9 protein-coding genes and 1 pseudogene are annotated in these 14,339 nt (G+C 55.7%); 5 read left to right on the top strand and 5 right to left on the bottom strand.

What is annotated here, in order from left to right; translation table 11 throughout:
* The coding region (locus QQ91_RS19260) for a zinc ribbon domain-containing protein (protein ID WP_166283386.1) at positions 1–129 on the top strand (129 nt) is incomplete at its 5' end.
* A 546-nt stretch (positions 130–675) separates the two neighbouring features.
* Here QQ91_RS19260 and QQ91_RS19255 read toward each other — a convergent pair.
* Together QQ91_RS19255 and QQ91_RS19250 are read right to left on the bottom strand one after the other, a co-directional pair.
* On the bottom strand, positions 676–1,008 hold the full coding sequence (locus tag QQ91_RS19255) for a DUF565 domain-containing protein (RefSeq protein WP_166283384.1): 333 nt from the start codon (positions 1,006–1,008) through the stop codon (positions 676–678).
* A gap of 59 nt (positions 1,009–1,067) precedes the next feature.
* Positions 1,068–1,805, bottom strand: a complete 738-nt coding sequence (locus QQ91_RS19250) for a CPBP family intramembrane glutamic endopeptidase (RefSeq protein WP_201277503.1) — start codon at positions 1,803–1,805, stop codon at positions 1,068–1,070.
* 87 nt (positions 1,806–1,892) lie between these two features.
* Here QQ91_RS19250 and QQ91_RS19245 point away from each other — a divergent pair, with 87 nt between their 5' ends.
* Complete coding sequence (locus QQ91_RS19245; RefSeq protein WP_166283380.1) at positions 1,893–2,825, top strand: TIGR04168 family protein; 933 nt, start codon at positions 1,893–1,895, stop codon at positions 2,823–2,825.
* Here the strand turns inward: QQ91_RS19245 and QQ91_RS19240 are convergent.
* The 3 genes from QQ91_RS19240 to recG all read right to left on the bottom strand — a co-directional run bounded on the left by QQ91_RS19240 (position 2,788) and on the right by recG (position 10,322).
* Positions 2,788–5,829, bottom strand: coding sequence for a response regulator (locus QQ91_RS19240; protein ID WP_166283378.1), 3,042 nt, complete (start codon positions 5,827–5,829; stop codon positions 2,788–2,790). The two genes, QQ91_RS19245 and QQ91_RS19240, sit on opposite strands and share 38 nt — an antisense overlap.
* Positions 5,830–5,858: 29 nt before the next feature.
* A complete protein-coding gene (locus QQ91_RS19235; RefSeq protein WP_166283376.1) occupies positions 5,859–7,640 on the bottom strand; it encodes a GAF domain-containing protein in 1,782 nt (593 codons plus the stop codon).
* Positions 7,641–7,841: 201 nt separating this feature from the next.
* Positions 7,842–10,322 (bottom strand): ATP-dependent DNA helicase RecG, encoded by a 2,481-nt coding sequence (gene recG / locus QQ91_RS19230; RefSeq protein WP_250833410.1) that lies wholly within the window; start codon positions 10,320–10,322, stop codon positions 7,842–7,844.
* A 426-nt stretch (positions 10,323–10,748) separates the two neighbouring features.
* Between recG and QQ91_RS19225 the strand changes: the two genes are divergently transcribed.
* From QQ91_RS19225 to QQ91_RS19215, 3 genes and pseudogenes are all read left to right on the top strand, one after another.
* Entirely contained in the window at positions 10,749–12,974 is a 2,226-nt protein-coding gene (locus QQ91_RS19225; protein ID WP_166283374.1) for an APC family permease, read from the top strand.
* A gap of 151 nt (positions 12,975–13,125) precedes the next feature.
* Positions 13,126–13,857, top strand: a complete 732-nt coding sequence (gene tpiA / locus QQ91_RS19220; protein WP_166283372.1) for a triose-phosphate isomerase — start codon at positions 13,126–13,128, stop codon at positions 13,855–13,857.
* Between the two features lie 336 nt (positions 13,858–14,193).
* Positions 14,194–14,339, top strand: a pseudogene (locus tag QQ91_RS19215) (photosystem II q(b) protein); the annotation flags it as partial.

Here is a 14,339-nt window from a genome sequence, read left to right as displayed (position 1 = left end):
GAATGGAAATGCTCTGAATGTGGCACCCATCACGAAAGGGATATCAATGCAGCACAAAACATTCTTGCCGCAGGGCTGGCGGTTAAAGCTTCTGGAGCGAGGGTAAGACTTGATGGGCATTCGCGCTGATAGCAACTGCAATGAAGGAAGAATCCCCATCCTTCTTACGGCGGGGAGTTGTCAACGAGCCTAGGAAGACATGGATTACCCATTCCATGGTACTGAACTCCCTGGACAGGGGGGTAGGAACCCCCGAACAGCGGCAGAAGGCGAGGCGAGGGAGAAGGCCTTCCCTGGACCTCCTCCCACGGCCAAGCCTCCTAGTGGCTGTAGACTGCTTGGGGTGGCTGTCATGATGGACTCACTCTGAGCGTGACCCAGGTCACCTAACCCAGTAAGCGCCATCACGGCTTGAACCTGCACCGTCAGGGAAGATTTAGAGAATAACGTCATCCAACAGCGTCATCACGCGTTTAATCTAACGGAGCAAGAATATGACCCCTGATTTAATGATTGGAGTTTGGTTTTCCAGCCTCGTTCTCCTAGGAGGACTGGTGTTGCCCACCACCTTGATATGGATGGCTGAACGGTAGAGAAAAATTGGCGAATTGATGGGCTTGAGTCGCTATTTCACCTGGATCTGAGCGATTAGACCCCTATATCCTCCTGTTGCTCTCAACTGCCCAGCATAAAGGCAATTAAAAATAAGCTATAGGTTACCCCAATGCGCAGCGCATAGAGTGCCTCTCCGGCAATCGATCGCCGGAAATTCAACCGGTTGCCGTGAAACAGCCAGCTGATTACCTCTCCTCCCAGCAAAATCAACGCGGCCACCGTCACATCCCAATAGGCCAATTGCCCGGCGATCGCCGACAGGGCAATGCCAAGGTAAATGCCAAACAGCAGCGCAATCAACAACACCGCCAAACGTCGCCAGGGATTCACCAGTTCCTGGCTCACCTGACGGCCCAGGGTGGCAATTAGGGAATTAAGGCGCGTATTTTGCATCGGGGTCCCTACAGGGCATTTGGGTTTATCATAGGCTCAACCTCGTCCAGCAGCAACGCCTAGGCCCCACCCACGGTAAAAATCATTGCGAGCAAGTTATTAAAGGCGTGAATTGAAATGGGAACCCACACGGATTTTGTTTGATGGCGCGCATAGCCCAGAAAAAGGCCGAGCAAAAATAACGCCGCCATGAAGAAGGTTGAATACTGGACATGAACGATGGCCCAGCAAAAAGAGGTGAGCGCGATCGCCCCTGGGGCTCCGAACCTGGACTGTTCGATGCCTTTAAACATAAATCCACGAAACAAGACCTCTTCAAACAAAGGAGCCATGCCCACCACGGCCAGATAGAGTAGGGGCAGGGTTTGATGGGATTGATGATAAGCCTCCACCAAAAAATCAGTTGTTTGGGAGAGCCGCTGGGCAATTTGCCCCTGCAGCAAGAGCAAGGGGATTAATAGCCCATTCCAAATCAACAGGGATCGCCAAGAGGGCGGATAAAAATTGAGATAGTCACGCCAGCGAGCGCCAGGAAGGAGCAAGATAAACCCCGCAATGGCCGCGAGTCCTCCCAGTCCAGCGGCAAGAGTGGCAATTGCAATCACGGTGCTACGGCTGGCAAGCAGCTGATCTGGATTGGCGGTGCGGGGTAAGGTCAGGAGTAGAGACAGGGCGCTCACCCCTCCACCCACCATGAGAAAAAGGGCAAAGCTCAGCGCGGAGAAACTCAGGGTTGCCCCGAGTCCCCAGACCTGCGTGGGGACTGGGGACAAGGATGCAGAGGAGGATTTTCGCATAGGAACCGAGACTGGGCCGATATGGGCAGCATTGTAATGCAAGTCGTTGTATAGTCGGATCGATCGCCCCGCAGCCTCCGCAGTTCCATGACGGTTCCTCCTGCTACGTACACCCTTGCCATTGTGGGAGATATCCATGACCAATGGTCAGCGGAGGATGCCCAGGCTCTGCTGGCCATCGGCGTTGATTTAGTCTTGTTTGTGGGGGATTTTGGCAACGAGTCCCTGGCCACCGTTCGCCAGGTGGCCCAACTGCCCCTGCCCAAAGCCATTGCCTTCGGCAACCATGACGCCTGGTATACCGCAACGCCCTGGGGACGCAGGCGCTGTCCCTATCGCCGCCCCCAGGAAGACTGGTTTAAAGAGCAGTGGGAGATACTCTCGCCCTATCATCTGTGCTACCGCAGCCTGAACTTTGAGACTCTGGGTCTATCGGTGGTGGGGGGACGGCCCTTCAGCTGGGGTGGCCCAAACTGGAATCTGCAAGCGTTTTACCAAGAGTGGTTTGGCGTGGCTTCCGCCGCGGAATCTCGCGATCGCATTCTGGCCAGCCTGCAAGCTGCGACCCATAACCCGGTCATTATCGTCAGTCACAATGGCCCCTACGGTCTGGGAGATCAGCCGGAGGATCCCTGCGGCAAGGACTGGAATCCCATTGGGGGGGACTATGGGGATCAAGATTTGGCTGAGGCCATTGCGGCAGGGCGAGACCTGGGAAAACAGGTGTCTCTCGTCGCCTTTGGCCACATGCACCATCGATTACGCCACACCCAAGCGCGAATTCGCAGGCGCCTCCATCAGGATGACCACGGCACCTTGTACCTCAATGCTGCCTGCGTCCCTCGCCGGATCACCCACAGCGGCAAAAACTACCATCAGTTTTCAACGGTCACCCTCTGCGGTTCTGAGATTCGCGCCATTGATGCCCTTTGGGTGAGTGCCACGGGCGAGATCCACAGTCAGGAACCGCTGTTTCGGGCCTCTAAGCCGTTACGGGTGCCTGCAAGAGGGCCGCAATAGTGTTCAGAAATTCCGTCTCCTCGTAGGGTTTGGTCAGGTAAGCATTGGCCCCTGCCTTCATCGCCAGATCGCTGTGAGTCGCGCTATCGCAATGGCTGAGCATGGCGATGGGTAGCGATCGCAGGCGTTCGTCCTGTCGACATTGACGGATCAGCTCTAATCCATTCATGCGGGGCATCGCCACATCGCTAATCACTAAATCGACCGTCACCTGCCCCCGCAGCTGCTCCAGGGCATCTTGACCGTCCTTGGCCTGAATCACCCGATAGCCACCCTGACGCAGGGTCATTGAGACAATCTCCCGAGCCGTGCGCGAGTCATCCACCACCATGACTTGGGCCACCATCAGAGGTGATGGATCCTCCGGTTCAGGCGCGGCTGCCTCGGCTACGGCCTGCGGCAGGGGATAGGTGGCCTGTGTGGTCACCCGTTGTGCATCAATTAATGCCGCCACGTCAATCACAAGGCGCGGCGGCTGATCTCCAATCACCGTGGCGCCATAAATGTATCGCGGGACAGCGGTAACCTGAGCTAGGGGATAAATCTCTAGCTGTGGCTGATTCACGAGCTGCTCCATGGAGGATCGCAGCGCAATAAAATCCATCTCCTGGATAAGGATTAAAATCACCTCGTCGTGCTGACCCCTCGATTGTGAATCCGCCGCGTCCGCCGCGTCCGCCGCGTCCAGAGTCGATGCATCGGCAAAGCCCAGAAAATCATGGAGGGTGTAAATCGGCAGCGAACGCCTGCGCCAGGTTAAGACCGCTTGCCCTTGGTGGGCCTCGGTAATGTGGGGCATGACATATTCTTCAATGCGATCGCAGCTCAGCACATACACCGCCCGTTGATCACTCCAGAGAAACAGCCCCGCCGTGGAGAGCGAGAGTTTGGGGCCAACGGGGGGCCATTCTCCCAAGAACTCCACAGAGGATCGCAAAGTGGGCGCTTGCAGCCATTGACCTTCTGTCTCCTGAACTTCAGCAGGGTCCGACAGGGGACTGGCCGTCACCTGCAACTGGGCTTCCCGTACCGCCACCTGGGGTAAACGAATGCGGAAGGTTGTCCCCTGGTTCATGAGCGTGGCCACTTCAATATTTCCCCGAAGGTCTCGCAGGGTTCGACGCACGAGGTCAAATCCGTGGCTCATCTCGCCCCGATCTTCCGGGGGCGAGGGCTGAAACAGGTGAGCAAGCAACGCCTGCTCCGATAACTGATCCACCGCTGCTGCCGAGACCCGGCGCGATTCTTTTAGCAGCCTGCGCAGCAACTGAAAATTCAGCCCGCGCCCATCGTCTCGCAGCTCAATTAAGATGCCCTCCCCTTGGGCATAAACCGAGAGAAACAGATTGCCCTGGGGCGCTTTTTCCTGGGAATGTCGTTCTTCGGGCGTTTCCAAGCCATGCAAAATTGCATTGGCAACCAGGGGTAAGAGCAGCTCATAAATCTGCTCCCCCACCGCCTTATCCACTTCGATATCTCCAATTAAGCGATGAAACCGGATATCTTTACCAGCCCGAAAGCCGAGGGCATCCACCATGGGTTCAAAGCGGGCTAACAGGGGCCTGAGCTTGAGCGATCGCATCCGGTGAAATCGAGTCAGAAGCTGCTGAAAATGCTGCTGCGCCTCCTGCATGGCGTTGGATTCCAGGGCCTCGCGACAACGCTCAATCACGCGGGCTAAATCGGCGAGGGCCGAGGCTGCAATGGGTAACATTCTCTGAGCACTGCTGACCCTGGGCACCGAAGGAAGCGATCGCCGCAGATCCTCTTCTAAATCCGGACGCCCTATCCACTGCGGATCAAACCCATCCGGTAGATACATCTGTTCCAGAAGCTGGAGTAGATAGGGATCTGGGACCGGATCAGGACTGATGATGTCCCCCCTTGGCGTCGCGTCTGGCTGCGTCAGCTCGATTAAGGTGTCCGCAACGGTCCGAACCGCTGCTGGGTCTTGCTGAACTAGATAGAGACATTGCGCCCAAAGCCACTCTTGAATAGCCAAGCGGGTAATCCAGTTCACCTGATGAGGCCGAGTTTTGAGGGCCGCGTTCACCCGATCGGTCACCGTCGCTAGGGCCTCAAGATCATAGGTCTGCGCCAGGGCTAGAAAACGAGCGGCATCATTCTCCATCCTCTGGAGCAAAGTTGCTTCTGGCTCGGTGACCAGGGCAACCGCAAGGTCTACCAGGTGGTTTTCAACCTCTGTGGCTAGAACAACGGCCCTTGTCCGGTTCTGGAAATGCGCAGGGGCGCGGGGCGGATCCGCTGGCCCTGGCTGAGTCACGCACTGATGGCATAAATCGGACCAATTCGCCAGGGCTGCCGTGGCCAATCCCTTAGCGCCATGGGGATGCGCCTGGATCTCAATCAGAGAGGTTCGCATCGCTTGCTCCAGGGCCAGGATCTGGAGCTGCTGGGCCAAGGTCGATAGTCGCGGAATTTGGCTGGTTAGAATATCTGCGAGTTTTGAGGCGGGCGTATTGGTGATCATCATCTCCAATCGAGCCAGCTCCGGCGTGAGCACCGTTGCGACGAGCAGCCGCTGGATATCTGCCTGCAGCGCTTCCTGGCCAGGAAGCGCGAGCCTAAATTCTTTGCAAACTGGCAAACTTGCATCCAGACTTGCCAAGACCTCCGGCATTTTCTCCATGACTGTTGCCAGATCGCGCTGCCAGATTGTTGCATCGGTTAGCAGACAAAGGCGCAGGAGTTCATAACACTGGATGAGCTGCTTGAGTAACTCGCGCTCAAGGGTGGGGGGCAACTGAAACAGCGTCAGGTACCGTCCCTTCAGCTGGTGAGCCAGGCGCTCTAATCCCCTTAACCCGAGCCGTCGCGCCCCTGCCTTGATTTGATGGGCGTGCTCCACCAGGCCAAAGATTTGCTCTAGGTCAAAACAGGGCATCAGCTTATAGCTGTCTTGCTCAATTAGCCGCAGCGTATCTAAGGTTTGGCGATGAAAATCTTGATAAACCTGAATAGCTTGGTGAATCGCATGGGCCATGGCATCAATTCCTCCTGAGGGTTGTGGCGCTAGGCCCCGGTGCGCTGCCTCTGATCCATCGAGGCCGCCATTGCACCAGACTGCTCAGCGGCGCGGTTGACCAGTTCTACTAAGGTCTGGGTCTGCTCTTGCGCGACTGCTGTGAGGTGGATGTGTTGATTGAACTGATCTCCCATCCGCTGCGTCAGGGACTCTAGCTGCACCTGCTGGGCTACCCCGCCATTTAGCTTTTGGCGGACTTCTTTGAACCATTCCAGGCCTACCACAAGCTGCTCATTGCTCTGATCAATGGTCCCCATCAGTGTCTGCAGTTCAGTTCCCGTGCGAGCCGTCAAGGCGTTGAGCTCGGAGGTTTTCTGCTTGATCTGCCGATGCATCTGTAAAATCTCATTGCTTAGGTCCAGGGTGTCAACCTCAGGGTTAGCCTGTCGTCCCGTCACAATTGAGGCATTCATGGCCTGATAGTTCATTTGGTCTGAGACCTGGCGAATTTGATCGGTCAGCTGTCTGGCCTGCTGGCTCGTTTGGGCAAGCTGTTCCCCGGCTAGGGTCATGCGCACCAGGGTTTCTTGAAGTCCAGATAAGCTGGCCAGAGCCTGATTCAGGGCTGTTTGCCCCTCCTGCATAATCAAGCTACTGTCCTTGGCCAGGGTTTGGGCCTGATCTGCGCCATGCTGCAAGCCATGGCGCAGGTCGTGAAGCTCCTGCAGGTGGAGGATTAAAGCTTGGATGTGCTGGGTTTGAAGGGCGGCATTCTGAGATAAGGTTAAGCAGGCCGCCTGGTAGTCTTGCCAGGGGTAAACCGTTGGCGTTGAGAACGATCTCGTGGGAGAGGAAGCCAGAGGATTGGATCCAGGCAGACGCTCAATGGCCAGGGCCACTTGCTTGGCCAAGGCAGCAAATAGTTGATATTCAACAGCGCTCCAGTCCCGTGGCCCTGTTGTCTGCTGGGCCGCGATAATCCCCAGTGAGACGTTATCCTGGATGATATGGGTCACCATCTGGGCCTTAACGCCTAGAGCCATCAGTGCAGCTTGTCCTTGCGCTGGCAGGTCACTCCCCTCAACTTCGGCACAGACCTGCACATAGCCCGTTGGCACCCTTAGCGCCTCGCGCAGCGGAAGAGGCAGTTGGGATAAATCCTGCTTCAAGATCGCCTGCTGGGGATCGCTGCACTCTTCAACGGCGATCTCGTCTCCCCCTACGGTTTCCGCGCAAAATAGTAAGACGCGGTCAACCTTCAGCAGCGATCGCACCTGGATGGCGGCCACCTCGAATAGGTCCTGCCCCGTGGTCTGAGCTTGCATCAACCCCACTGCCCGCCCTAGATCCTGCAGGGACTCAGAAAGATGAGACTGCCCCAGATCCTCAATGCGGCGAGTCGTCTGACGCACCATGGCATGGACAAATACCCGCAGCCAGAGCCAGGCCAGGCCTCCGGACAAGAGCGCCGTGGTGCCCACTCCCAGCCATAAAACCAGCGGGAGACGGAGAGTTTGGGGCTCATTCCCCGGCGGAGACTGCGGCGGGTCCTGGGCTGAGGAAGAGTCCAGCGGCGCAGAGATCGCTGCGGGTGAACTGTTTCGCCCTGCCTGCCCTAGCAGCACCAGTCCCAGTCCCACCGCTGGAGTGATCCCAATAAAGATTGCAATCAAAAGCGTTTTTCGCTGCCAATAGTGATGCATCTCGGTCCGCATCGCCGCGAGGGATCGAGGCTTAAGGCTGAGTCGCTTAGGCGGGCGAGACGGAGCGATCGCAGCAGACGCAGTTTGGGCATCGGCAGCAACTGGGGAAGAAGAATGGGAGGCCATGGCAGGGTTCGGAAGGAAAAACAGTAAGATGCGCCGACAACCTCAGACAGATGAGATTGAACATCGCTGGCAACCCTCAGCAGGGTGAATGTACAGATAGTGCCGAGTCATCCAACCATACATTGGACAAATTAATCCCCGCTCTCCACAGAATTGCATAACTGCCGGTAGAGATGCAAAATTCTTCCCAGGCTGCGTACATCAGGTCAGAATTGTTCCGCCCATCAGTCGGGCATAGCGTCCCTGCAATTCCTGGGCAAGCTGAGGCCAGGTAGCCAGGGTGGGATCTTGAGCAATCAAGGTTTCAGCGGCCCGACGAGCTAAGGTCAAGGACTGCTGGTCGTCGATCAAACTGGCTAGGGCAAAATCTGGCAGTCCGGACTGTCGAGTCCCCAAGACTTCTCCCGGACCGCGAAAACGCAAATCCATCTCTGAGATGAAAAAGCCATCTTGGGACTGCTCTAGCACCGCCAGGCGCTGGCGGGCGGTTTCACTTTTGGAACTGTTCACCAGCAAGCAATAGGACCGATGAGAGCCCCGTCCGACTCGCCCTCGCAACTGATGCAGCTGGGCCAAACCAAACCGTTCGGCATGCTCAATGAGCATCACCGTCGCATTGGGAATGTCTACGCCAACCTCCACCACCGTGGTTGATACCAGGATATGAAGCTGGCGATCGCGGAAGTGGGTAATCACCTCATCCTTTTGTGCAGAAGACATGCGTCCATGGAGCAACCCCACCCGAAAATCTGGGAAAATCCGGCTCTGAAGTCGTTCATGCTCCTCAACCGCAGCCTTGAGATCTAGTTTTTCGGATTCCTCGACTAGGGGAAGAATAATATAACTCTGGCGCCCCTGGGCAATTTCGCGCTTCATTAAATCGTAGGCATGGGGACGATCACCTGCCGCCAGGGCTGTGGTTTGGATAGCCTGTCGACCCGGTGGCAGCTCATCAATCTGACTCACATCCAAATCCCCATGGAGCGTCAACGAGAGGGTGCGAGGAATTGGTGTCGCTGTCATGGTCAGCACGTGAGGATTCTCCCCCTTTTGCTGGAGCAAGGCCCGCTGATGCACCCCAAATCGATGCTGCTCATCGATCACCACCAGCCCTAAACGGTGGAATAGGACGGTGTCTTGAATGAGAGCGTGGGTCCCCACCAGCACCGGCAACTCCCCCGTCTGAAGCTGGGCATGAATTTCGCGGCGCTTTGCCGCCCGGGTGGATCCGGTCAACAGCTCCACCGGCAAATGTAGCGCATTAAACCACTCCACCAGCTTGCGATAGTGTTGCTCTGCCAGCACCTCAGTGGGAGCCATTAGCGCCGCCTGGCATCCAGACTGAATCGCGGCCAGCAGTGCCACCACCGCCACGACGGTTTTACCCGCCCCCACATCTCCCTGAATCAGTCGATTCATAGGGGTTGAAGCCTGGAGGTCCGTCAAAATATCCTGGATTACCCGTTGCTGGGCCTGGGTTAGATCAAAGGGCAACACCTCGTGGAATTTTTCAATCAAAGCTCCTCGAACCTGCAGTGGCTCCGTTCTTTGCGTCCGTCTTTGGTCCGCTCGCCGCTTGAGTAAACCGAGCTGCAGATAGAAAAACTCGTCAAAAATCAGGCGTTGTTTCGATCGGCTCAGGGCTTGTGCATCGCTAGGAAAGTGAATTTGCTGAATGGCTTGCCTTAGATCCATGAGCGCATAGTCATTTCCCAGAGAAGCTGGGAGCGGATCGCGCAGCTGATCTACACCGGGAAGGGCCGCAATGACAGCCCGGCGCACCAGATCTGGGGGTACCCCATCGGTTAAGGGATACACCGGGACAATGCGCCCAATCTTAAAGGACTCAATTTGACTCTCAGAGTGTTCTAAAACCTCAATTTCTGGATCCTCGAGCGTCAGGCCATATTTGTTGCGCTTCACTAACCCCGAGGCGGCAATCACAGTACCCGGTGGATAGAGGCGGCGCTGACTTTCCTGCCAGCCCCGAGCGCGAAAGCGAGTCCCCGCGTAAAAGCGACTGATCTTGAGCTGCCCGGTGGCATCACGAACCACCAGCTCAAAGATAGTCAGCTTACTGTTGCGCGGACTGCTAAAGCAGTTACAGCGTCGAACCGTAGCCACCAGGGTCACGGTTTTCCCCTCCTCTAACTGCCGAATCGGCACCTGACGTGCATAGTCAATATGATCGCGGGGATAGTAAAAGAGCACATCTCGAAGGCTGTATAGCCCCAATTTGGCAAGCCGATCCGCGTTTTTAGGCCCAATCCCTGGCAAATAGGTCAGCGACTGGTCGAGGGTAAGGGGGCGCCCCTTGTACGATTTTGTATCCTGAAGGGTGCGCGTGCTCGGGCGCCGTTCCCGCTTTGAAACCGCCGACTCCGTCGCCTGACGATAGGTCTGCTGGGTCTGATAAACCAATCGACGAGTTTCGGCCACCAGGTGCTGGCGCTGCCCCGGAGACAGGGAAGAATAGTCCTTATATTGATGGGCCAGGGACTGCCAGCGATCGCGAGTTGCCTGGCCCAAGCAATCCGGAATCGGCTCCATCAGTCGCTGATGAACAAACTCACTAAAGCAGGACACCCTGCCCACTAAATCACAGAATCCTCGCTCTGCTTCAACAGACAAGGCTCGCTGCAGCTGAGTCCAATCAGGAGCCGGTGGATTCGACTTCGTCACCACGTCATTATCTATGACACCGCAGAATATTGATCCTTATAGCACGTTTGCCCCCCGGCCTAAACAAACAGGTCCAAACAAAATAGCACTGTCCCAAAGCTGGACAGTGCTATTTTGGTGCACACATTCTTATAGGTAAGGTCTATATATGAGCTGACCTTATTTTTATGACACTTTAAATCTAAACCCAAATTTCCAATACGATTGATTACTTAATTATTTCTTTCTTTTTTGATCGATGAACAATTTTCTCTCTTTACGAAGTTATGTAACATAGAGACCGACAGGGAACACCGGCCCTGACCCTGCTGATATTTCCGGTTCCCGGCTTAGCGGGAGGCTCGTTAGCCCATGGGGGAATCCCCGGCCTTGCGGATCCCCCTTGCCCTTGCCGCTGTCTCTCCTATGGCTTCCTTTAAGGCTTCTATGAAAGCATTTTTACGTCGGCTAACGGCCTCACCCGCAGAGAAAACTGCTCCGAGTGAACCTGGACTGGGCACCTTTGGGGGGGTATACACCCCCTCAATTTTGACTATTTTGGGGGTGATCATGTACCTCCGATTTGGCTGGGTGCTGGGCCATGCCGGCTTGGTCAACACCCTGCTCATTGTGACCCTCTGTACCGCCATCACCTTTTTGACCGCCCTTTCCATTGCGGAAATTGCCACGGATCAGGTGGTGCGAGCGGGGGGAGCCTACTACATGATTAGCCGTTCCCTGGGCATGGAAATTGGAGGAGCGGTGGGGATTCCCCTGTACTTTGCCCAGGCCTTCTCCGTTGCGCTCTACACCCTGGGCTTTGCAGAGAGTCTGACCCAGGTTTTTCCGCAGTTAAACCTGACCCTCACGGCTTTAGTCACCACCGTGCTCGTGGCAACCATTGCCATCACCTCGGCCAATATTGCCATTAAGACGCAGTATTTGATCATGGCAGCCATCGTGTTCTCTCTGGTGTCTTTGATCCTGGGTCAGCCCCTTCCCGATGTAGAGATCAATCCCTGGTCTGCCCCCGTGGCCAGTGATGAAACCTTCTGGAGCATCCTGGCCATCTTCTTTCCTGCCGTGACGGGTATTATGGCTGGGGTGAACATGTCGGGCGATCTGCGAGAGCCCGCGCGCTCGATTCCCAAGGGGACACTAGCGGCGGTGGGGACGGGCTACGTCATCTATATGATTATTCCCGTTGTGCTGAGCTACCGTGCGGATTTTGCCTCCCTCGTCCAAGATGAGCTGATCATGCGGCGGATTTCGCGGGTCGGGGATGCCATCCTGCTGGGGGTTTGGGGAGCAACGTTATCGAGCGCAATTGGCAGCATTCTCGGTGCACCTCGTGTCCTCCAGGCCCTCACCCGTGATGGCATCTTTCCCCACTGGCTGAGTTGGCTGGGCAAGGGGCATGGGGAGGCCGATGAGCCGCGGCTGGGCACGCTATTTACCCTGGGGATTGCACTGGCGGTTGTCTGCGTCGGACAGTTAAACCTGGTGGCTCCCGTCCTCAGCATGTTTTTCCTCACCACCTATCTTGTCTTGAATACGGTGGCGGCCATTGAGCGTTTCTTGCAAAGTCCCTCTTTCCGGCCCACCTTTCGGGTGCATTGGATCTGGTCACTCTTGGGCGCAGGGGGATGTCTCTCGGTCATGTTTTTGATCAATCCCACTGCCACCATTGCGGCGGCCATCATTGTGCTGGGCATTTATCTATGGCTGGAGCGGCAGGAACTTGAGAGCACTTGGGGAGACGCCAGACGCGGATTTTGGCTGATGTTGATTCGAACAGCCCTCTACAAGCTGAGCGATACACCCGATGCCAAAAATTGGCGCCCGCACCTGCTGGTTTTTTCCGGTGCACCGACTCGTCGATGGCCGCTGGTGCAAATGGCCTCAGATTTAACCCATAATCGAGGCTTGGTCACCCTGGCCAGCATTGTTCCAGAGGGCAGCCGCGATCGCAGCCAGCAATCGAATCTGGAAAAAACCCTGCGGGAAGTTCTCAAAAAAGCGGGGGTGCAGGCCTTCGTGCGCATCACGTCTGGATCCACGCCCTTTGAGGGGGCAAAACAGCTTGTTGATGGCTATGGGCTCGGGCCACTGACGCCCAACACAATTCTGGTTGGGCAAACCGGAAGTCTTAAAAACTGCCAAGGGTTTTGCGAGATGGTGTCCTATTGCCATGCAGCCCGTCGCAATGTAGTGGTTCTGCGCGCTGCGGACCAGGGGGTTCCCCAGCCTTTTCTGCCCAGGATTGATGTCTGGTGGAGCGGCATGAAAGACAACGGAGCACTGATGCTCATTTTGGCCGATCAACTTCTCCTCAGTGAACGCTGGCGCCAGGCGCAGGTCTATGTCAAGCTCGTGGTGCCCGATGAAGCCAGCGTGGCGGCGGCCCATACCAACCTCTCCCAAGCCATTCGTCAGCTTCGCATTGAAGCTAAACCCGATGTCATTGTGGCTCGGAATCGGGCCTTTTCTGAAATTCTGCAGACCGCCTCTCGCAATGCCTCCCTGGTGATCCTGGGGATGGCCGCACCCGGAGCAGATCCCTACAGTGACTACTACACTCAGCTACAGGCGCGCACGCAGCATTTGCCCCAAACCATGTTTGTGTTGGCGGCTCAAGATCTCTCATTCATTGACGTCCTCAGACAGACCTAGGACCTGTTTGGGTTCACGCAATCTGGACTCTCCGTCGCCTCTAGGGCGAACCGATGCCGATCACTCCAGATAAAAGTCTCCCGATGTCCCCATCACACCGTACACTGGGGAAGTTCTTACTCCCTTCATTGAAGTCGTTTTAGAGATAATTGTGCGGAAAGTAGCGATCGCAGGCAATTGGAAAATGTTTAAAACCCAGGCCGAGGCCCTGGAGTTTTTAAAGGGGTTTTTACCGGAGCTCGAAGCAACGCCGGAAGGCCGAGATATCATTCTCTGCGCTCCCTTCACCGCCCTCAGTACCCTTTCTCAGAATTTGCATGGATCTCGCGTTCAGGTCGGTGCGCAGAATGTTCATTGGGAAGAGTCCGGGGCCTTCACCGGGGAAATCGCCGGAACCATGCTCACCGAAATTGGCGTGCGTTATGTGATTATTGGCCATAGTGAACGTCGCCAATACTTTGGTGAAACCGATGAAACCGTCAATCTGCGGCTGAAAGCAGCCCAGCGCTGTGGGCTAACCCCCATTTTATGCGTCGGTGAATCTAAACAGCAGCGCGATGCCGGAGAAACCGAGGCCCATATCTTTCGGCAGCTTGAGCAAGATCTGGTGGAGGTTGATCAGCACAATTTAATTGTTGCCTACGAACCTATTTGGGCCATTGGTACCGGCGATACCTGCGAAGCCAGTGAAGCCAACCGCGTCATTGGCCTCATCCGATCTCGCTTGACCTATTCCGAGGTCACCATCCAGTATGGCGGATCGGTTAAACCTCAGAACATTGATGAAATCATGGCTCAACCTGAAATTGATGGAGCCTTAGTGGGCGGGGCCAGTCTTGATCCCCAGAGCTTTGCTCGACTGGTGAATTATCAGCCCGTCTAGGCCAACCATGCTGTGGGAGTTCTCGCGCCGCCGTCCTCGCCTCGATCCATCTTCAACCCTAAGAAATGGTGGAGGAGATGAGAGCCCGGCCGGACTCCTTTAATTTTTATTTACTTTTGTAAGTTCACTCATCGGGCTCCCGTCATTGGGGTGTGGACACCCATTGCTGCGACAATTCGTGGTGCCCAACCCCAGGCGGTTGCCACTAACTTCTCAGGAAACGGTTAACCCGCCTGCAACCCCCAAATTCCTTGGCGGATATCTTTACAAAACTAAATATTAGGGCTATCCTAAATTCATAATTCCTTTCATTTCTTTACGGAATATTCATTAACCATGACTACAGTTCTCCAACAGCGTGAGAGCAGCAGTGCATGGGAGCGCTTCTGTAGCTGGATCACCAGCACAGAAAATCGTCTTTACATCGGCTGGTTCGGTGTTCTGATGATCCCTACCCTCCTAGCTGCTACCACTTGCTTCAT

The organism is Lyngbya confervoides BDU141951, from assembly GCF_000817775.3.
GTDB classification, from domain to species: Bacteria; Cyanobacteriota; Cyanobacteriia; order Thermosynechococcales; family Thermosynechococcaceae; genus Lyngbya; species Lyngbya confervoides.
This window is presented reverse-complemented; position numbering and strand designations above follow the sequence as displayed.